This is a genomic window from Corynebacterium sp. KPL2895, from assembly GCF_040225815.1.
GTDB classification, from domain to species: Bacteria; Actinomycetota; Actinomycetes; order Mycobacteriales; family Mycobacteriaceae; genus Corynebacterium; species Corynebacterium rhinophilum.
Window position 1 is genome coordinate 15,775 of sequence record NZ_JBEHFY010000019.1, and the last position, 18,027, is coordinate 33,801.

Sequence of the window (18,027 nt, forward strand, 5' to 3'; positions counted from 1 at the left end):
GACAGGCTAGGGTAGTAGCCATGCGCTTAGTAATCGCCCGTTGTTCAGTTGATTACGTGGGACGGCTCGACGCCCACCTGCCCTTGGCGGACCGCCTGCTCATTGTCAAGGCAGACGGCTCGGTATCGGTGCATGCCGATGACCGCGCGTACAAGCCCCTGAATTGGATGACGCCGCCGTGTACGGTGCAGGAATCCGTCATTGAGGACGTGGATGGCAATGACACGGGTGAGGTCTTGTGGCTAGTGGAAAACCCTAAGGGTGAACAATTGCGCATTACGATTGCGGAAATCCACGAGGACATCTCCTATGACATGGGCGAAGATCCAGGCCTAGTAAAAGACGGTGTGGAGGCGCACCTGCAGGAGCTATTGGCCGAAAAGATCGACACGCTGGGCTCCAATTTCACCCTCGTGCGCCGCGAGTATCCCACGGCCATTGGCCCAGTAGACATCATGGCTAAAGATGCCGATAACCGGAATGTCGCCGTGGAGGTCAAGCGCCGCGGTGGGATTGACGGGGTCGAGCAATTAACCCGCTATCTGGAACTGCTCAACCGCGATGAGTTAATCGCCCCGGTATCTGGTATCTTTGCGGCGCAAGAAATTAAGCCGCAGGCCCGAACGCTGGCTGAAGACCGCGGGATCCGGTGCGTGGTTCTGGACTATCAGGAGCTGCGCGGACTCGAGTCGAAAGAATTGCGGTTGTTTTAATGCCACGGCGAAATAGGCGAAAACCACAGGAATTCCGGCCACTGCCCAAGGATGGCTCCACCTTCTTTGGTTCGCAGACGGTCGAGGGGCCGAGCTGGACCCACGGGGAGCCTTATATGATGCGGCATATTGGCTCCGCGCGGGCGCAAAAATTCTATATTTGCCCGGGGTGTAATCAAAATATTCCGCCTGGGGTTGCCCACATCGTCGCCTGGCCGCGCGATACCGGCAGGCAGGGCGATGACCGCCGTCATTGGCACCGGCACTGCTGGGAGCGAAGGTAGACTTGCGGGCATGATTGTTGCATTTTCAGTAGCACCCGCAGTGGTGGATAATGATTCCGGCGAGATGGCCGATGCCGTGGCGGAGGCAGTCCGCGTGGTGCGGGAATCAGGTCTGCCTAATGAAACCAACGCCATGTTCACCCTTTTAGAAGGCGAGTGGGACGAGGTTTTCGGCACGATTAAAAAGGCCACCGAAGCGGTGCGTGCGGTATCGCCGCGTACCTCATTGGTTATTAAGGCTGATATCCGCGAAGGCGTGAAGAATCAACTGACAGATAAAGTAGACGCCGTGAATCGGCGTTTAGCTAAGGAGGATTAATGACTTCTGCGAATAATGCTTATGTAGGCGGTGCCCTCGATCTCAGCCAGGTCAAGGCGCGTGCGGAAGCTCGCCAGCAGGCACAAGAGCAGCCGGCGGCTGGGCAGTCTAGTGGAGTCCAGCCATTTTTTACCGTCACCGAGGCGAATTTTGAGACCGAGGTGGTGCGCCGCTCCACTGAGGTACCGGTCGTCGTCCTCATCGGCACCTCGCGCTCTACGCAGTCCGACCAGCTGAAGCAGGACCTGCAGGAACTAGCTACGGCTGGCAACCTTAGCTTCCTCGTAGGCTATGTGGATGCGGATGCTACTCCACAGGTGGCGCAGGCTTTCGGCGTGAAGAACCTACCTACCGTGGTTGCCATTGGCGCCGGTCAACCGCTGACCAATTTCGAGGGAGCCCAGCCAAAGGATGCTCTCAAGCAGTGGCTGGATAGCTTGGTAGAAAACGTCGGACCGCAGCTCAAGGGACTTGAGTCTGCACCGGCCGCAGCGGAAGAGGAAGAAGAGGACGACCCTCGCTTGCAGGAGGCAGAATCCTTCCTGAACTCCGGCGATTTCGATGGTGCGATTAAGGTTTATGAGTCCATCTTGGAAGCGGAACCGGATAATACGCAGATTAAGCAGGCCCGAGACACCACCAAGCTTCTCAAGCGGTTGGATCCAGCAAACCAAACCGAGGACCCGATTGCTGCTGCAGATGGGGATAAGGGGGACATCGATAAGCAAATGCGCGCCGCTGACGCAGAAGTGGTGGCAGGTGCCCCAGAAAAGGCCTTCGACCGCCTCATTGAGACCATGAAGGTCACCGCAGGCGATGAGAAGGCGCAGCTCAGGGAACGCCTGCTCGAGCTCTTCGGCCTTTTTGCCGGCAATGATCCGCGCGTTCTTGAGGCGCGCACGAAGCTGGCGAGCGCGCTGTATTAAAGTCGGCGGAGCTGTGTCAATTACTGCGGGCGGTGAAGAGATCAGTCACAATGGAAGGCGTGAACGACGTAACCCCAACTGATCAAGACTGGCTCATCGACTTCCGTGGCGTGGAGCTTCGCCGCGGTGGCAAGAACTTGGTAGGGCCCGTGGACTGGCAGGTCGAGCTCGATGAACGCTGGGTCATCATCGGGCCGAATGGTGCCGGAAAGACCTCCCTGGTACGCATGGCGGCCGCGGAGGAATTTCCTTCCAAAGGCACGGCCTTTTTGATGGGCGAGCAAATTGGCAGGACCGATATGCGTGACCTGCGCGCACTGATTGGTCTGTCCTCTGCCGCCGTGCAATCGCGCATTCCCGCGGATGAGCGGGTCTACGACCTCGTTATTTCCGCCGGTTATGCGGTTTTGGGTCGGTGGCGCGAAGAGTACCAAGACATGGACTTTTCCCGCGCCGATGACATCTTGGCCCAGGTCGGTGCCAGCCACTTGAAGGATCGCACGTGGACCACGCTTTCGGAAGGCGAGAAGAAGCGCGTCATCCTCGCCCGCGCTTTGATGTCCAATCCGGAGCTGCTCATCCTGGATGAGCCTTCTGCCGGCATGGACCTCGGCGGGCGCGAGGACCTCGTGGGGTACTTGGGCGATCTCGCGATGGATCCGGATGCCCCAGCCATCGTCATGATTACCCACCACGTGGAAGAAATCCCGTATGGCTTTACCCACGCAATGCTTCTGGATGACGGAGAAGTAGTAGCGAAGGGGCTCATTAACTCCGTGCTGACCTCGGAGAACCTGTCCCAGGCCTTCCACCAACCCATCCAAGTGGATCGCATTGGGCAGCGATACTTTGCCCGCCGGACATCTTAATGACCAACGAGATTCATGACCAGCTCGATGCGATCGACGCCAGCGATACCACCGGGTTTAACGGTGGGCGCATGGCGGCGACTGTGCTCTTGCTTCGAGATGGCCCCGGAGGGCTCGAGGTCTGGGTGCAAGAACGCGTAAGCACCATGCGGAACTACCCGGGCCATGCCGTATTTCCTGGCGGTGGGGTAGACCCGCGCGATTTCCCGCCGCGTTCGTGGGATTCCGGTGAGTTGTGGGCCGGAAAGTCTGTCGTATCTATGGCGCGGCGGATGGGTGTGACCAAGTACAAGGCCCACGCCTTGGTCTTTGCCGCGGCCCGCGAGCTCTTTGAGGAATCCGGTACCTTGTTTGCGATCCGGGATGACGGCACGATTTCTAATGCGCGCCGCTATCACCGCGAACGTAGGCTCTTAGAAGACCACACCATTTCTTTTACCGAGTTTCTTAGCAATAACGGGATGCGCGTCGATGCCGATATGCTCCTTCCATGGGCCCGGTGGGTGGGGCAAAGCAAAAACCATTGGTTCGATACCTTTTTCTTCGTCGGTCTGCTACCGAGCGGGCAGGAGCCTGACGGGGACACGCATGAGGCCGATGACGCTGGCTGGTTTTCGCCGCAGCTTATCTTGGAGGGCTGGCGTGCCGGACTCGTCCGTCTCGTAGTTCCCACGTGGGCGCAAATGCAACGGTTATGCAAGTACTCCACCGTCCAAGAGGTGCTTGATGATGCCTCTTCGTCCGACCTTCGCCCCGTTATCGGCGACCTCCGCGACGATCCGCAATACGCGGAATATTTCGCGACCACCCCTACAGAGCGAATATGAGCTTTAACATTGATGAAGTCCGTTTCTTAAGCGAGCATAACGCCGAGCTTGCCAGCTGGGACTTGGAGCTGAGCAAGGCTGCGCAGCTGAAGGATCTGGAAAAGCTGAAAGCGGCCTACGGCGATTATGCGCGCTGCGCCATGGAGCTACTTACTGCCCGGCGGGGCGGAAAGCTGCCTGAGACCTGGCTTATGGATGCCGATTCCGCCCAGCAAGCCACCCCGCTGCCTGTCGCGCGCTATCGCTCAGAATTCCTGCAGCAGAAAGGGATGCGCACCGTCCACGATGTCACGTGTTCCATCGGCACCGAAGGCTACGGGTCGGGCCTTGACTACTTCGGCTCCGATATCGACGCCTCGCGCATTGCCATGGCCCGGCATAATTTGGATTCTGACTCGTTCTTTCAAGCAGATGCACTCACTACGACCACCACGGCGGATGTCATTATCGCCGATCCCGCCCGCAGGAAGGCAGGGCGGCGGATTTCCCGCCCGGAGGATTTGCTGCCACCGCTGCCGGACCTAATCGCTGCGCACAGGGACGCACACCTGGCCATCAAGTGCGCACCCGGTCTCGATTTCAGTGACTGGGACGGATTGGTCACCGTAAGCAGCATCAATGGAGCAGTTAAGGAGGCGTGCCTCTACACACCTGGCCTCGGCACGGGCAGGCACGCGGTGATGATTCAGGGCGAGTCAGTTGACGTCCTCACGGATGAAGAGCACAACCTGCCAGAGGCGGGCGAGATTGGCACGTATCTCATTGACCCCGATGGGGCAGTGGTGCGCGCGGGCCTCGTGCAGCATTATGCGGCGCGCGAAGGATTATGGCAGATCGATCCGCGGATTGCGTACCTAACAGGGGATCGCATCCCGCAGGGAATGTCGGGATTTCCATTCATAGAAAAGGTCCCCCTAAAGCGCCTAAAATCGGTACTAAAATCTTATGATGCAGGCAGCCTAGAAATCCTTGTGCGCGGCGTAGACGTGGACCCTGATCAGCTAAGAAAGCAGATGAAGTTGAAGGGATCGCGGCCATTCGCGGTCATCATTACGCGAATTGGCTCACAGGGTATCGCGTTGCTTTGCCAACCCCGAGTATTATCGTCCGAAGAGAATTACGCAACATAAATCTATCGGAAAGGTGAGTGCCCCCAATGCCAACGATTGTGGCTCTGGTCAAGCATGTACCGGATACGTGGTCCACCAAATCTCTGGAGGATGACCACACCCTGGATCGCACCTCCGTGGACAACATCATTGATGAGATTAATGAATACTCCGTGGAACAGGCGCTACGCCTGCGCGATGATAATCCGGATGAAAACTACCGTGTTGTCGCTTTAACGATGGGCCCCGCACAAGCAGACGAGGCCCTCCGCAAGGCCCTTGCGATGGGTGCAGATGACGCGGTCCTCGTATCTGACGATGCACTGGCCGGCGCCGATGCACTGTCTACCGCGTGGACCCTGAACGCAGCGATTAACACGCTGGAGGAGGTCCAACTGATCACCTTGGGCAATGAGGCTTCCGATGCCTCGACCGGCACGCTGGCTGGATTGCTCGCTGAATACCGCCAACTGCCCGCCTTGACCGAGTTACACCAGGTAGAACTTTCGGGCAGCGCGGTAAAAGGCAGCCGCGAAGACGCCCGCGGAACCTGGGAGCTCGAGGCCGCCCTTCCTGCGATTGTGTCCGTCACCGATAAGTCTGATAAACCGCGCTTCCCAAACTTCAAGGGGCTTATGGCCGCTAAGAAGGCAGAAATCACCACATTGAGCGTGGCCGACCTAGGCATTGATGCCATTGCACCAACCACGACGGTCACTTCTTCTTCTAAGCGCCCACCGCGCACGGCCGGCGAGGTTATCTCGGAGCCACAGCCGCAGGATGCTGCGAAGAAGATTTCTGACTTCCTTGCCGCAAAGAACTTGATTTAGGAGTAGAAATGTCTCACGTTTACGTACTTGTTGAACACGATGCAGACAGCATTCTCCCCGTTACCGGTGAGCTCATTACCGCCGCACGCGAATTGGGGACGGTGTCTGCGGTGGTCGTCGGAAAGCAGGCAGATTCCTTCGATGCCGAGCTAGCCGCCCTCGGTGCCGCCCAGGTAGTGCAGGCAACGGCGGAGGATTATGACCAGCGCCTGGTGACCCCTGAGGTTGATGCTTTGCACGCCCTGGGCGCAGCCAATCCGGCGCCCATCGTTCTGGCCGCCAGCCCGACGAATAACGAGATTGCGGGCCGCTTGTCCGCCCGCCTGGCCTCCGGTGCACTCGTCAATGTGGATTCCATTGCGGCGGATGGGTCTGCAACGATGACCATTTTCGGCGGCACCTACGAGACCACTTCGCAGGCCACTGGCAGCTGCCCGATTTATACCCTGCAGCCGGGTTCCGTTGCGGCGGAGCCCCAGCAGGTGGAAACTCAGGCGGCCCCAATGCCACTGCCTGCGGCAACCGATAAGGATGTCAAGGTTAATTCCTTTACTCCGGCCGAGAAGTCCGCCCGTCCCGAGCTCACCGCAGCCAAGGTTGTGGTTTCCGGCGGCCGCGGCGTCGGCGATAAGTTCGGCGAGATCGTAGAGCCGCTTGCCGATGCCCTCGGTGGCGCCGTCGGTGCCACCCGCGACGCCGTCGATGAAGGCTTCTACGACGCTACTCACCAGGTGGGCCAGACAGGCGTGACCGTGTCGCCAGATCTCTACATTGGTTTGGGCATTTCCGGTGCCATTCAGCACACCTCGGGCATGCAGACCTCCGGCACCATCGTGGTGATTAACCAGGACCAAGATGAACCGTTCTTCCAAATCGCCGATCTCGGCGTCGTCGGAGACCTGCACGAAATCGCCCCAGCTTTAACCGAGGAATTGAAGGCGCGCCAGTAATGTCGCACTATTTCGACTACGCAGCAACCCAGCCGATGCGTCAATCCGCCATCGACGCATGGGTTGCCGCCTCCGGATCGCTCAACTCCAGCGCGCAGTACGCCTCTGGCCGTAGGGCCCGCTCCGTGCTTGACGATGCCCGCGAGAAAGTCGCCTCCCTCCTTGGGTGCGAACCCATCGAGGTCATTTTTACCTCTTCTGGCACCGAGGCGGATAATATTGCTATCCAGGGGCTTTATGCGGCGGGAGATACCAACCGCATCATCTCGACGGATATTGAGCACCCAGCGGTGCGCGATACCGTGAGCAAGCTTGCCCAAGCCGGCGCCACCGTGGATCTGCTCCCTGTGGACCGCAGCGGGCATATTAGTGATGGGGGCGCCTTCGCGGAACCTGCCGATCTTGCCACCTGCATGTGGGCCAATAACGAAACCGGTGCGATTCAGCCCATCGAGGATCTCGCCTCCCTCGCGCAACAATCCGGTATTCCCATGCACGTGGATGCGGTGCAGGTATCGGGCAAGCTGCCCATCAATTTTGCGGAATTGGGCATCACAACGCTTGCCGCCAGCGCCCACAAATTTGGTGGCCCGCGCGGTATTGGCGTGCTTTTGGCCAAGCGCACCCCTGCGCCGCAGCCGATTTCCTACGGAGGCGGGCAAGAACGCGGACTTCGCCCTGGCACGGTAGACGTAGCTAGCGCCTCCGCGCTCGCCGCTGCGTTGGAGGAGTCGATCGCAGAAAGCGCTGCCGAGGGCGAGCGCATCGCTGCACTTCGGAATAAGCTGCGGGATGGGATCCTCTCATCCATCGACAACGTTGTCGTGAATTCCACCGAGCCATGCTTGCCGTCGCACCTACACGTTTCTTTCCCCGGCACCGATGGCGATAGCCTCATCATGTTGCTGGACTCGCTGCAGATTGAGGCATCGACCGGCAGTGCCTGCAGCGCAGGCGTCAACCGCATGTCCCATGTGCTTTCTGCAATGGGTGTCAGCGAGGAAGAAGGAATTGGGTCCCTCCGGTTCACTCTGGGACGCCTTACTTCCGAAGACGATGTGGATTACGTGCTCGCGCATTTACCAGAGGTTGTTGCCCGAGCCCGCACGGTTTAAGTATCAGCCCTTTCTTTGGCAGCATTCCGCCGGGCGGCGATTGCCTGGGCAACAGTTAGCGCCCAGTTCTTGTTTTTCGCCGCTAGCGGTCCCTGCGGTTCGTCGTATGCCCACCGTCCGTCTTGGAAGAGCCAGATGATATCCCCGCTGTGCGGATCCATGATGTAAAAGGCGCTTTTATCCGTCTTTACGTTGTGGTGGTGCTGGCACAGCGAGGCTAAATTTCCAGCCGTCGTCTTTCCTCCCTCTGAGAAATCGATCCGGTGGTCTTTTTGGCACCTGTAGGCTGGGCGGTTGCACCCAGGCCAGCGGCACACACCATCGCGGCCTTCCACATAGGCACCGATGAGCGGCGGCGTGGAGTAGGCCGGGCTTACCCTTGTTGCCGCTTGGTCCATGTCCCAGGTAGTGATCGGTGTTAGACGGTCAGCGGTATCTGGGTGAACCCACCCGTAGCCCTGGATAAATCCTGGAGCCGCTTTTACGTCGCTGGCGCGGTACATATAAAGGTGTACCTGAGATTTATCTTCGATGGTTCCGAGGATCAGCTGGGCCAGTGCATCGGCCTTACTGAGTCCGTGCCCTTCCGAAGTACGCTGAACAACCTCGTCAATGAGGATGAGTGTATCTTCATCGAACTCTACGTTTAACCCTGCTCGTCCGCCCGCGGTGGGGTAGATGAAATAGGAGTCATTTCGCCCGTCTTCTTCCTCAGATTCCTTATCACCTGTGGTGTCTGGGGATTCCATGGTGATAAGCCCATTGAGCTTTCGGCGAAGGGCAGCATTTGATGGAAAGTTTTGACCCGGCTTTGTGGGAGTCAGGTATTTTTCCAATTCGGCGTCTATGCGTTGAAGGACGCCGCTGTCTACCTCGCCAAGTTTGCTTAAGACCGAATCAATGGTGATAAGCCGAGAGAAGTCGAGGAAGTAGTAGGTTTCCTGCAGCAGTTTTGTGCGTGGCAATTCCTCTAAGCGGTATAGCGCCATGGTGATATCCCTCGTGCGCCGTTCGCTTAAGCCGGTGCGACCTGCCAGCGTATGACACGCAATATCGAAATCATCTTCTAAACTTGGTCGAATTTCCTTCCAGAGTAGGTAGTCGGATTTTCTATTACACGTGGCACTAACTGCTATGTCATCGTGTGGATCAGTGATGAGGTAGTAGGGTTCCATGGCGATTATCCCCCGAGTTTCGCACTAAGTTGCTAATGTTCATAGGTTTACCATAAGTTATCCGTTTGACTCCCGCAAGCCGAAAAGCGAATATGTGTTCTAAATGGTACATTTCCGAAAAACTGGATAGGGGAGTGAAAAATTCCCACGCGTGGTACGCGTGTTGTAAATGTGATTAGTGTGAATGATTGTTAGACTCTCGCGCATGACAACTATGAGGGCACTCCGCAAGAGCATCATCGCGGTTATCGCTGCAGTTGCAGTCACGGTGAGCGGGACCGCTGCCGCGCAGGCAGCATTGGGAAACAGCGCACCGAAAGGCATCGATATTGCTGCCCACCAGCACCCCGGTGGCATGCCTATTGACTGGAATAAGGTGAAATCTGACGGCCAGTCCTTCGCCTTTGTTAAGGCCACCGAGGGTGGGGACTGGATTAACCCGCACTACGTTAAAGACATCCAAGCGGCCAATGCGCACGGCCTGAAGACTGGCGCATACCACTATGCGCGCCCAGCTGGCGATGCGAAGACGCAGGCGGCTAACTTTGCGGCGCAGATTGCGTTGGCGCCGAATCAGACGTTGCCGCCGGTGCTTGATATCGAGGTCTCCGAGGGCAAGTCGGCCTCCCAGTTGGAGAGCTGGATCGAGGAATTTACCTCCGAGCTCAAGCGCCTGACCAACCGCACCCCAATGATTTATACCTACAAGTACTTCTGGATGGGCGAGATGAATAACTCCCAGAAGTTCTCCAATATGCCACTGTGGTTGGCGGCATACCAGGATGAAGCCCCGGATCCAGTGGGTGGGTGGAAGAACCTGTCCTTCTGGCAGCGCTCTGGATCGGGCAAGGTCGCTGGTATTCCCACCGATGTGGACTTGAACCTCTTTAATGGCTCGAAGCAGCAGCTAGAGTCTTTTAGCGGCGGCAATTACGTCGATATCGGCGGCGCGCTCGATAGCCTCGTCCTCGACGATGGTGTGGACCTTAGCTCCGATAGCACGCCGGTGATTGGTGCAATCTTCGCCCTTGCGGCTGGCCTCATTGCAATGCCCCAGCTTGCCGATGCCGCCAAAGACGCCGGCCTCGATGCCCAGGCTGCTGAGGGCTTGGCGGCCTTTGTGAAGGCCTTGGAAGAGGAGGACGCTCTACCTCTGAAGCAACTTGGCAAGATGGCGGTCGGTGATTTCACCGTCGGCGACTTGGCACTACTGCTTGACAACGCGGGCCATGTCAATGGCGTCGACAAGGGCGAAGTTTCCGGCAACCAGGTCGAAGAAGCTAAGGATGCGGCGAAGAAGGCCGGTGCTGACGTGCCGGACTTCGATGCCGATCAAGTAGCTGACTTGCTCAATCGCGTGCTGAAGTAGCTCCCGCAAAGAATTTACGGGTCCAGCTTTCATCCTTAAAGTGTGCGGGAACGGCCCCGCCTAAGAGTGCCTTTGCCAGCTGAGCGGCTTGTACCGAGCCCTCAGCTGGCAGTTGTGTATCTGAGGCCAGTAAGATGATGTTTCCATATCGGCGCCCCTTGAGCATGGGCGGGTCAGCGATTACAGCGAGGTGATCGAAGACCTCAGAAAGCCCGGCCAATTCTTTCTTCGCCAATTGGAGGTCCGAGTGATCGCCGCAGTTGGCCACATAAAGGCCGCCGGCAGACAGGGACAATTTGGCCGCTTGGAAAAACTCCGCCGTCGTTAGATTTTTCGGCGTGGTGTCCCCAGAGAAGACATCGCGGATAATGATATCGCGGCTGGCGGGCAGAAAACCTTCGGTTTCCTTGCGGGCATCGCCGGGGCGGATTTTGACGGTGGGAGAACGGGGGACATCGAAAAGCTCGCGGACTAATTCGCCCAGCTTGGCATCAAGCTCGACTACCGTATGGCGGCTGTCCGGCCAAAGGTCGGCGAAGTAGCGCGGGAGTGAGCAGCCGGCCCCGCCGAGGTGGGTAACGCGCAGCTTATTAGGGGAGACCGTATTAAGGTGTTCCACCGCCGCTGCGATCCAGCGCATATATTCAAAGTCGAGTTCCTGCGGCTCGCCCAGCACGATATGGCTGCTAGGAACGCCATTGACGTTAAGGATATAAGCTCCGTCGCGGAATTCATCCGGTACGACCTCGGCGGTGCCGGTGGATATCTCGTAGGTCCCGGTGATGCCTGACCTGTTCGCAGCTCGCTTTCTACCCATGGGATTCAAGCTTAGGGAATGGAATCGATTTAAGCTGCGTTGGGGCAAGGGAGTACACTTTCGGGCCTGTAGTCGAGGTATTTAAAGGGGAATGCAATGCGAGTATTGGTAGCAATGTCTGGTGGCGTGGACTCATCTGTCGCCGCCGCCCGTGCGGTGGAGGCTGGCCACGATGTCGTCGGCGTGCACCTGGCCCTGCATAAGGACGCGCAGCAAACGCGCGAAAAGGCCCGCGGCTGCTGTTCGTTGGAGGATTCCGCCGATGCCCGCCGCATTTGCGATAAGTTGGGCATTCCGTTCTATGTCTGGGACTTTTCGGAGGAATTCAAGGAAGAGGTTATTACGGACTTCGTGGATTCCTATGCCCGCGGTGAAACCCCGAATCCCTGCCTGCGCTGCAATGAGAAGATTAAGTTCCGTGCGCTGCTGCAAAAGGGCATGGCTCTAGGCTTTGATGCCGTTGCGACCGGCCACTACGCCACCCTTGATGATGATGGCTACATGCGCCGCTCCAAGGATGAGAATAAAGACCAGTCTTATGTGCTCGGCGTCATTTCCGCCGAGGAGCTGGAGCACTGCTTTTTCCCCATCGGTGATACCCCCAAGCCGCAAATCCGCGAAGAGGCTGCGGCGCACGGTTTTTCCACAGCGAAGAAGCCGGATTCTTATGACATCTGCTTCATTCCAGACGGAAATACCCAGCAGTTCCTTGGATCGCGGATCGGCCTTCGCCCCGGCATGATCGTGGACCAAGAGGGAACGGAGCTTAAGGAACATGATGGTGCGTGGAACTACACCATCGGCCAGCGCAAGGGCCTGGACATCAAGGCCCCGGCTGCCGATGGCCGCCCGCGTTACGTCACCGATATCGATGCTGCAACGGGCACGGTGACTGTTGGCGCGCGCGAGGACCTGGCGGTTACCGCCATCAGGGCTGACCGCTTGAAGTACCTGCACCCTGGTATGGACGGCGACTTTGAGTGCGAGGTGCAGGTTCGTGCGCACGGTTCCGTAGTGCCGTGCATTGCCCACGTGGACCGCGCCGCTGATTCGATGCGCCTGGAGCTCAAGGAGCCACTGTCTGGCGTTGCCCGCGGACAGGCTGCGGTGCTGTACTTGCCTTCCCCAGATGACTTGGGCGATATCGTCATCGGTTCCGGCACCATCTGCGAGACCGTGTAAATGACCGGATTCGCACTCGGGCCCATGCCCGGCACCTCTATGGCGGAGGCAGCGGACATCATTATGGGCGAGACCGAGCTTCCCGCCATCCCGCAGCTACCGGAACGCGGGCTGGGCTCCGATTCGGTGGGGCGTACCGCAAGCATGCTCGAGGCCATCACCATCGATCGCGGCCCCCGTTCGTGGCGCATGACGGCCCGTCCCCAGCTGCTTACTCGCCGCGCGTGGGACCGACTCGAGCGCGATCTCGATGAGGTGCAGCAGGTGTGGGGAGAGACCGTGCCTCGCATCAAGGTGCAGGCGCTCGGCCCGTGGTCGCTGGCGGCCAGCATTGAGCTTGCCGATGGTCACCGCGTACTCACCGATTCCGGTGCCTTTGCGGAGCTTTCCGATGCCCTGCTGCACGGCATCCGCACCCACGCCACCGATGTTGCACGCCGCTTCCACGGCGAGGTCGTGGTGCAACTGGATGAACCGCTGCTTGCCGATGTCATCGCTGGCCGCATTCCAGGAACCACCGATTTTGATTCGATACCCGCCGTCCCTGACGAGGTGGCACTCGAGACCCTCCTGCGCTTTGAGGCGGATTATCTTTATTGTCCGCCGCTGTGGTCGGTGGCTGGGGCCGCGAAAACATTCCTCGTTGATGCGCAATACCGCGACCGCCTTTCTACCCCTAAGCATTTCGATGGGATGGGCGAGCACCTTTCCGAAGGCCGCCGAGTCGGTGTCGCACTTTCCGGGAAAGACGCGCGGGCAGAGGCGATTTCACTTGCCCGCCACCTGGACCGCATTGGCATGCCGCGTGAGCTGCTCGTGGATCACTTTGATGTGTTTCCGGCTGGGGCATCGGCAAGCTCATTGCGCTCTGTAACCGAGACTGCCGCGATCCTCACCCGCGATGCGGGCGACCTTTAAGCGGCGCGCACGAGGCTATCTGTCTTCGGAGACTTTTCACTGTGATCTGTGTAAATACGCCAGGCGACGGCGCCCATGTGTAGGGAACAAGCGGTTACGAGAGCGTACCACCATCCGTAGTTGACTTCCCTGTACCACGGAACTGCGTTACCAATGAAGGCGATTATGACGATGCTGATAATCGCTGACGCGATAAGCATCCCCGGGGAAGATGGTTTTTTGAGCGCTTTCCACGTGCCCCAGACTTCGGATGCGGTGATGGCGGCAAGGATTAGGGTGGTAATCATTGGAATTCCTTAAATCTCATCGAATAGCGCTTGGGCGAGGTCACTAGTCCACATCGGATTGTCATTATTGGCGAAGGCTGCGCGCTTATTTTCCGGATCTATGATGAACATTGTGGAGTAGCCACCCGTTCCGCCGTCGTGCCAGAAGCTTTGGTTGTCTTCGCTTTTTTGCCAGCCATAGGCCATATCGCCGTTATCCATAATCCACTCAGCGAAAGCTGCCATGTCATGTGCAGTCGATCGTATTGCGCCCGCTGCGGCATTGCTGCCTTCCATCTCCCATGGATCGGCCTCCCGGCCGGTGGCAGTAAGGCCCCGTGGGGCATCATCGGGGACCGCCCCTGGGGTCATGAGGTAGGTCTCCGTCATTCCGGCAGGTTGAAAGATTCTCTCCTGAAGCAGGTCTTCATAGGCTGAATCGGCAGCCGTTTCCAGGAGGTGGCCGAGTAGTCCATACCCCATATTGGAATAAGTCTCTGTTCCACGATCTTTAAGATCCGCTTCGGTGGCGGCATCGAGGATATCTTGGGTGGTCTCACCTGCGTAGGGATTAGCACCAGTGACCGCCGTGATTGCATCAGCGAAAATATTCCCTTGTGCTAGCCGGGGTAATCCTGAGGTGTGGTTGAGCAACTCTTGTACCGTGACCTCGGAAATGGGTGCTTGGCCAACATCCAGGACTTCGCCCACGGTGGTATCAAGGCTTATCTTTCCTTCTTCCATAAGCTGATGAGCTAATTCTCCGGTGAACATCTTGGTTACCGAACCGATTTCTACCTCGGTGTGTTCATCCGCGCCAAGTCCCGCGAAGGTGGCTTTCCCTTCGTGCAGCGTGAAGGCGGTGAGATTATTGAAACCCGGTTCGGTGTGTTTGCGCAGTGTGGCGGATAGAGTGGCGTCGCCTGTTTCAGTGGTGGCCACAGCGATCCGCCGCGGCCCAATCAAGAGTAAGAGGGCCGCTGTCATGATGGTGGCGGTGATGGCTAGCGCCATTTTTCGCTTTCGCATTAGTGATCCTCGCTTGCGGTAATGATTGTGAGCAGGGGGATGACGCGGGCCGCTCGGATTGAGTATTCCCCGTTTGTCTTGGTGGTCCAGCCACCATTAGTAAGCGCACTGAGGTGGTGGTAGGCGGTGCCGGTGGAGGTGACGATTTCCTCTTCCACCAGTTCTGTGGCGGTGGCTGGTGAGCTAAGGAGGCGGCGCAGGATTTCACCGCGCACGGGGTGTGCCAATGCGGCGAGGCGCTCGAGATTATCGGACCAGTCTCCAGCGGTCACTGTGTCTGTTGGGCGTTGCCATTGGTAGACATAGGAGCCTAGGCCGGTGGTGATGTTACCGCCAAAAATGACGGACCCCTCAGGAAGCTGGTCAGAAGGTTCAAGCGCATCCGCAAGCCACATGGTGGACTCGCTTGCGGATGATTCGATGGGGTCAGGGGCGGGGTTTTCGAGTTTGGTGACGCGAGCCTCAAGGTGGGCAATGCGCGATTCTAAAGAATCCATATTTCTAGAATTCCAAAACTCTAGAAATATGGCAAGGGAATTAGGAAATTAGCGGCCACGCCGTCGAGACATCGGAGGCATCGCGGCCCTTGCCTTCTAAGTACTTCTTGAAGGCGACGCGGTCCTCGTACCACTTGACCGCCTGGAACTCCATGAGCTCGTTTTCGTCCATCTGCGCGAGGTTGGGGTAATGCTGGCGAACCTGCTTCCAGGCCACGCGGGCGGCAGCGAGGGCATCGGCAGTGGCCTCGTGCGCATTGCTCAATTCCACGCCGTAGTGCTCACACACCGCGCCAAGGGTGCGCTTGCCCTTGCGCCACTTATCGCTCACGCGATCAATGACGTACGGGTCAAAGACCGGGCCGGTGACCGTGAAATCGCCGGTAAGGCTGCGCAGGACGGTAAGGTCGAAGGCCGCGTTATAGACGATGAGCGTCAGGCCGTCGTCCCACGCGGACTTGATGGCATTAACCGTGTCTTTGAGGACCTCCTCGTGCGGGCGGCCTTCAGCCTGGGCCTTTTCCGTTGTAATCCCATGCACGTCGGTTGCGGCTTGGGGGATCTCGATGCCGGGATCTGCAAGGTGCTCCACCTTCTGGACATCGCGGCCGTCAATGCGGACCAGGGCAGAGGTAACGATACGAGCGTCTTTGGGGTTGGCGGAGGTGGTCTCAAGGTCGAAGGCGAGCATGCGGGAGGCGTCGAAGTTCATGGTCCATACCTTAGTAGCTAGCCCGGACATGGGGGATCGCTAGACTTGGATACCGTGACTAATCCAGCTGATGTGCAACGTGAATGGAACGACCTGGCGCAGGAAGTACGCCGCCACCGCAACCTGTATTACAACGGTGAACCCGCGATTCCCGATGCCGATTTTGATGCGCTTTTCCAGCGCCTGGTGGACCTAGAAAAGCAGCACCCGGAGCTGGCGGTTCCGGATTCGCCTACCCAGCAGGTAGGCGCCGCGCCGAACGCCGGTGAGGATATTGAGCACCTCGAGCGCATGATGAGCCTAGACAATGTCTTTAGCGCCGGTGAGATGCAGGACTGGTTGGATAGGACGCCCGCCAAGACCTACCTAACGGAGCTGAAGATCGATGGCCTCTCTATCGACTTGGTTTACCGCAATGGGCGTTTGGATACCGCTGCCACCCGTGGTGATGGCACCGTGGGCGAGGAGATTACCGCCAATGCGCGGGTCATTTCTGATATCCCGCACGAGCTTACGGGCACCGAAGAGTACCCAGTCCCGGAACTCATTGAAATCCGCGGTGAGGTCTATATGCGCCCCGAGGATTTCGAAGAAATCAATGAGGAGCGCGCGGCGGACGGCAAGGCGCGGTTTGCCAATCCCCGCAACGCTGCGGCCGGCGGACTGCGCATGAAGGATCCCGCAGAGGTGAAAAAGCGCCGCCTGCGCATGGTTTGCCATGGCCTAGGCGCGCGCGAGGGATTTTCCCCCTCCTCCCAGCACGATGCCTATAAGGCCATCGCCGCATGGGGGCTGCCCGTCTCGCCCTATACCAAGCAGGTGCACTCCGCCGCCGAAGTACAAGAGGAAGTATCTTACTGGGCCGAACACCGCCACGATGCGATTTTTGAAATGGATGGGCTCGTGGTCAAGGTGGACGATCTGGGCTCACAGCGCCAGCTCGGGGCGACCTCCCGCGCACCGCGCTGGGCCATTGCCTATAAGTACCCGCCGGAACAGGTAACAACAAAGCTGAAGAACATCGAGGTCGGCGTGGGGCGTACGGGGCGCGTTACCCCCTTTGCCATCATGGAACCGGTCTTTGTCTCCGGCTCCACGGTATCCATGGCCACCCTGCACAACCAGTCTGAGGTCAAGCGCAAGGGCGTGCTCATCGGAGACACCATTATTATCCGCAAGGCGGGCGAAATCATTCCAGAGGTACTAGGTCCCGTGCGCGAACAGCGCGATGGCAGCGAATACGAATGGACCTTTCCCACGCAGTGCCCAGCCTGCGGCACGACGCTCGCCCCGCAAAAGGACGGCGATGCTGACTGGCGATGCCCCAATACCCAATCTTGTCCAGCCCAGCTCTCCGCGCGACTGGAATACCTCGCCTCCCGCAAGGGCCTCGATATCGAGGCACTGGGAGAGAAGGGGGCCATGGACCTCATCGAAAACGGTATCCTCACCGATGAATCCGAGCTCTTTGAGCTAACGGAAGAAAAGCTGCTTGCTTCCGATGTCTATACGGCCAAGCGCGATACGAAGGATAAGCGCAGCAAAAAAGAGGGCAACGCCAAGGTCAATACCGCGGGCAAGAACCTGCTCCAGAACTTAGAAGAGGTTAAAGACCGCGACTTCTGGCGGGTGCTGGTCTCACTTTCTATTCGCCACGTCGGCCCTATTGCCGCCCGCGCCTTGGCAGCGCGCTACGGCTCCATGGAGAAGCTGCGTGCCGCTAAGACCGAGGACCTTGCAGAGGTAGACGGTGTGGGTGCAGTCATTGCTGAGTCCTTCCACGCCTGGTTCGAGGTGGACTGGCACCGCACCATCGTCGAGAAATGGGCAGAAGCCGGCCTAGCCATGGAGGTAGCCGCCGAGGACAGGAAGGAACAGACCCTAGAGGGGCTAACCATCGTTGTCACCGGCAGCCTCGAAGACTTCACGCGCGATTCCGCCAAGGAAGCCATCATCAGCCGCGGCGGAAAGGCAACCGGTTCCGTATCGAAGAAAACTTCCTACCTTGTCGCTGGGGCGAATGCCGGCTCCAAGGAGGATAAGGCCCGCGATCTCGGGGTGCCTATCTTGAACGAAGAGCAGTTCCACACGCTCTTAAACACCGGGGAGGTGTAGCCGCG

Annotated in this window: 20 protein-coding genes; 14 read left to right on the forward strand and 6 right to left on the reverse strand. The window is 58.5% G+C overall.

Going from position 1 to position 18,027, the window contains the following annotated elements; genetic code table 11:
• The first annotated feature begins 20 nt into the window (after nucleotides 1-20).
• Genes nucS through ABRP95_RS09030 form a run of 10 tightly spaced genes read left to right on the forward strand, consistent with a single transcriptional unit; the run spans nucleotide 21 to nucleotide 7,942 of the window.
• A complete protein-coding gene (gene nucS / locus ABRP95_RS08985; RefSeq protein ID WP_284632021.1) occupies nucleotides 21-713 on the forward strand; it encodes an endonuclease NucS in 693 nt (230 codons plus the stop codon).
• Nucleotides 713-997 carry an Rv1322 family protein gene (locus tag ABRP95_RS08990; RefSeq protein WP_284784716.1) on the forward strand — a complete coding sequence of 95 codons (285 nt, stop codon included), beginning with the start codon at nucleotides 713-715 and terminating at the stop codon, nucleotides 995-997. The genes nucS and ABRP95_RS08990 overlap by 1 nt, the downstream gene beginning before the upstream one ends.
• Nucleotides 998-1,007: 10 nt before the next feature.
• Nucleotides 1,008-1,316, forward strand: coding sequence for a thiamine-binding protein (locus ABRP95_RS08995; RefSeq protein WP_284784719.1), 309 nt, complete (start codon nucleotides 1,008-1,010; stop codon nucleotides 1,314-1,316).
• Nucleotides 1,316-2,242 carry a tetratricopeptide repeat protein gene (locus ABRP95_RS09000; RefSeq protein ID WP_349839257.1) on the forward strand — a complete coding sequence of 309 codons (927 nt, stop codon included), beginning with the start codon at nucleotides 1,316-1,318 and terminating at the stop codon, nucleotides 2,240-2,242. Before ABRP95_RS08995 ends, ABRP95_RS09000 begins: the two co-directional genes overlap by 1 nt.
• A gap of 50 nt (nucleotides 2,243-2,292) precedes the next feature.
• Nucleotides 2,293-3,111 (forward strand): ABC transporter ATP-binding protein, encoded by an 819-nt coding sequence (locus ABRP95_RS09005; RefSeq protein WP_349839258.1) that lies wholly within the window; start codon nucleotides 2,293-2,295, stop codon nucleotides 3,109-3,111.
• Nucleotides 3,111-3,938 carry an NUDIX hydrolase gene (locus tag ABRP95_RS09010; protein WP_284796332.1) on the forward strand — a complete coding sequence of 276 codons (828 nt, stop codon included), beginning with the start codon at nucleotides 3,111-3,113 and terminating at the stop codon, nucleotides 3,936-3,938. Before ABRP95_RS09005 ends, ABRP95_RS09010 begins: the two co-directional genes overlap by 1 nt.
• Nucleotides 3,935-5,068 (forward strand): THUMP-like domain-containing protein, encoded by a 1,134-nt coding sequence (locus tag ABRP95_RS09015; protein WP_284796333.1) that lies wholly within the window; start codon nucleotides 3,935-3,937, stop codon nucleotides 5,066-5,068. Before ABRP95_RS09010 ends, ABRP95_RS09015 begins: the two co-directional genes overlap by 4 nt.
• Before the next feature lie 26 nt (nucleotides 5,069-5,094).
• Nucleotides 5,095-5,877 (forward strand): electron transfer flavoprotein subunit beta/FixA family protein, encoded by a 783-nt coding sequence (locus tag ABRP95_RS09020; protein WP_284796334.1) that lies wholly within the window; start codon nucleotides 5,095-5,097, stop codon nucleotides 5,875-5,877.
• A gap of 8 nt (nucleotides 5,878-5,885) precedes the next feature.
• Nucleotides 5,886-6,827: an electron transfer flavoprotein subunit alpha/FixB family protein gene (locus ABRP95_RS09025; protein WP_284782575.1), complete on the forward strand. Its 942-nt coding sequence runs from the start codon at nucleotides 5,886-5,888 to the stop codon at nucleotides 6,825-6,827.
• Nucleotides 6,827-7,942, forward strand: a complete 1,116-nt coding sequence (locus ABRP95_RS09030) for a cysteine desulfurase family protein (RefSeq protein ID WP_349839259.1) — start codon at nucleotides 6,827-6,829, stop codon at nucleotides 7,940-7,942. Before ABRP95_RS09025 ends, ABRP95_RS09030 begins: the two co-directional genes overlap by 1 nt.
• Here the strand turns inward: ABRP95_RS09030 and ABRP95_RS09035 are convergent.
• Entirely contained in the window at nucleotides 7,939-9,117 is a 1,179-nt protein-coding gene (locus tag ABRP95_RS09035; RefSeq protein WP_349839260.1) for an HNH endonuclease signature motif containing protein, read from the reverse strand. The two genes, ABRP95_RS09030 and ABRP95_RS09035, sit on opposite strands and share 4 nt — an antisense overlap.
• Nucleotides 9,118-9,322: 205 nt before the next feature.
• Here ABRP95_RS09035 and ABRP95_RS09040 point away from each other — a divergent pair, with 205 nt between their 5' ends.
• On the forward strand, nucleotides 9,323-10,486 hold the full coding sequence (locus ABRP95_RS09040) for a glycoside hydrolase family 25 protein (protein ID WP_284782580.1): 1,164 nt from the start codon (nucleotides 9,323-9,325) through the stop codon (nucleotides 10,484-10,486).
• Here ABRP95_RS09040 and ABRP95_RS09045 read toward each other — a convergent pair.
• Entirely contained in the window at nucleotides 10,467-11,303 is an 837-nt protein-coding gene (locus ABRP95_RS09045) for a spermidine synthase (RefSeq protein WP_349839261.1), read from the reverse strand. The two genes, ABRP95_RS09040 and ABRP95_RS09045, sit on opposite strands and share 20 nt — an antisense overlap.
• 96 nt (nucleotides 11,304-11,399) lie before the next feature.
• Here ABRP95_RS09045 and mnmA point away from each other — a divergent pair, with 96 nt between their 5' ends.
• Together mnmA and ABRP95_RS09055 are read left to right on the forward strand one after the other, a co-directional pair.
• Entirely contained in the window at nucleotides 11,400-12,485 is a 1,086-nt protein-coding gene (gene mnmA / locus ABRP95_RS09050) for a tRNA 2-thiouridine(34) synthase MnmA (RefSeq protein ID WP_284643707.1), read from the forward strand.
• Nucleotides 12,486-13,403: a uroporphyrinogen decarboxylase/cobalamine-independent methonine synthase family protein gene (locus ABRP95_RS09055; protein WP_349839262.1), complete on the forward strand. Its 918-nt coding sequence runs from the start codon at nucleotides 12,486-12,488 to the stop codon at nucleotides 13,401-13,403.
• On the opposite strand, the gene ABRP95_RS09060 is transcribed toward ABRP95_RS09055, so the two are convergent.
• From ABRP95_RS09060 to ABRP95_RS09075, 4 genes are read right to left on the reverse strand one after another with little or no spacing between them, the layout of a single operon-like run.
• A complete protein-coding gene (locus tag ABRP95_RS09060) occupies nucleotides 13,400-13,690 on the reverse strand; it encodes a hypothetical protein (RefSeq protein ID WP_284784731.1) in 291 nt (96 codons plus the stop codon). The genes ABRP95_RS09055 and ABRP95_RS09060 overlap by 4 nt on opposite strands.
• Before the next feature lie 9 nt (nucleotides 13,691-13,699).
• Entirely contained in the window at nucleotides 13,700-14,698 is a 999-nt protein-coding gene (locus ABRP95_RS09065; protein ID WP_349839263.1) for a serine hydrolase domain-containing protein, read from the reverse strand.
• Nucleotides 14,698-15,195 (reverse strand): ArsR/SmtB family transcription factor, encoded by a 498-nt coding sequence (locus ABRP95_RS09070; RefSeq protein WP_284852139.1) that lies wholly within the window; start codon nucleotides 15,193-15,195, stop codon nucleotides 14,698-14,700. The genes ABRP95_RS09065 and ABRP95_RS09070 overlap by 1 nt, the downstream gene beginning before the upstream one ends.
• Before the next feature lie 40 nt (nucleotides 15,196-15,235).
• Nucleotides 15,236-15,907 (reverse strand): 3'-5' exonuclease, encoded by a 672-nt coding sequence (locus tag ABRP95_RS09075; protein ID WP_284852210.1) that lies wholly within the window; start codon nucleotides 15,905-15,907, stop codon nucleotides 15,236-15,238.
• Nucleotides 15,908-15,952: 45 nt separating this feature from the next.
• Between ABRP95_RS09075 and ligA the strand changes: the two genes are divergently transcribed.
• On the forward strand, nucleotides 15,953-18,022 hold the full coding sequence (ligA, locus tag ABRP95_RS09080; protein WP_502880369.1) for an NAD-dependent DNA ligase LigA: 2,070 nt from the start codon (nucleotides 15,953-15,955) through the stop codon (nucleotides 18,020-18,022).
• Nucleotides 18,023-18,027 lie beyond the last annotated feature (5 nt).

Excerpts from the sequence above, each read along its gene's own strand:
- ABRP95_RS09025 (WP_284782575.1), top strand. The coding sequence starts at position 5,886 with ATGTCTCACGTTTACGTACTTGTTGAACACGATGCAGACAGCATTCTC.
- ABRP95_RS09045 (WP_349839261.1), bottom strand. The coding sequence starts at position 11,303 with ATGGGTAGAAAGCGAGCTGCGAACAGGTCAGGCATCACCGGGACCTAC.
- mnmA (WP_284643707.1), top strand. The coding sequence starts at position 11,400 with ATGCGAGTATTGGTAGCAATGTCTGGTGGCGTGGACTCATCTGTCGCC.
- ABRP95_RS09065 (WP_349839263.1), bottom strand. The coding sequence starts at position 14,698 with ATGCGAAAGCGAAAAATGGCGCTAGCCATCACCGCCACCATCATGACA.
- ABRP95_RS09015 (WP_284796333.1), top strand. The coding sequence starts at position 3,935 with ATGAGCTTTAACATTGATGAAGTCCGTTTCTTAAGCGAGCATAACGCC.
- ABRP95_RS09055 (WP_349839262.1), top strand. The coding sequence starts at position 12,486 with ATGACCGGATTCGCACTCGGGCCCATGCCCGGCACCTCTATGGCGGAG.
- ABRP95_RS09035 (WP_349839260.1), bottom strand. The coding sequence starts at position 9,117 with ATGGAACCCTACTACCTCATCACTGATCCACACGATGACATAGCAGTT.
- ABRP95_RS09075 (WP_284852210.1), bottom strand. The coding sequence starts at position 15,907 with ATGAACTTCGACGCCTCCCGCATGCTCGCCTTCGACCTTGAGACCACC.
- ABRP95_RS08995 (WP_284784719.1), top strand. The coding sequence starts at position 1,008 with ATGATTGTTGCATTTTCAGTAGCACCCGCAGTGGTGGATAATGATTCC.
- ABRP95_RS09040 (WP_284782580.1), top strand. The coding sequence starts at position 9,323 with ATGACAACTATGAGGGCACTCCGCAAGAGCATCATCGCGGTTATCGCT.
- ABRP95_RS09020 (WP_284796334.1), top strand. The coding sequence starts at position 5,095 with ATGCCAACGATTGTGGCTCTGGTCAAGCATGTACCGGATACGTGGTCC.
- nucS (WP_284632021.1), top strand. The coding sequence starts at position 21 with ATGCGCTTAGTAATCGCCCGTTGTTCAGTTGATTACGTGGGACGGCTC.
- ABRP95_RS09070 (WP_284852139.1), bottom strand. The coding sequence starts at position 15,195 with ATGGATTCTTTAGAATCGCGCATTGCCCACCTTGAGGCTCGCGTCACC.
- ABRP95_RS09005 (WP_349839258.1), top strand. The coding sequence starts at position 2,293 with ATGGAAGGCGTGAACGACGTAACCCCAACTGATCAAGACTGGCTCATC.
- ABRP95_RS09030 (WP_349839259.1), top strand. The coding sequence starts at position 6,827 with ATGTCGCACTATTTCGACTACGCAGCAACCCAGCCGATGCGTCAATCC.
- ABRP95_RS09060 (WP_284784731.1), bottom strand. The coding sequence starts at position 13,690 with ATGATTACCACCCTAATCCTTGCCGCCATCACCGCATCCGAAGTCTGG.
- ABRP95_RS09000 (WP_349839257.1), top strand. The coding sequence starts at position 1,316 with ATGACTTCTGCGAATAATGCTTATGTAGGCGGTGCCCTCGATCTCAGC.
- ABRP95_RS08990 (WP_284784716.1), top strand. The coding sequence starts at position 713 with ATGCCACGGCGAAATAGGCGAAAACCACAGGAATTCCGGCCACTGCCC.
- ABRP95_RS09010 (WP_284796332.1), top strand. The coding sequence starts at position 3,111 with ATGACCAACGAGATTCATGACCAGCTCGATGCGATCGACGCCAGCGAT.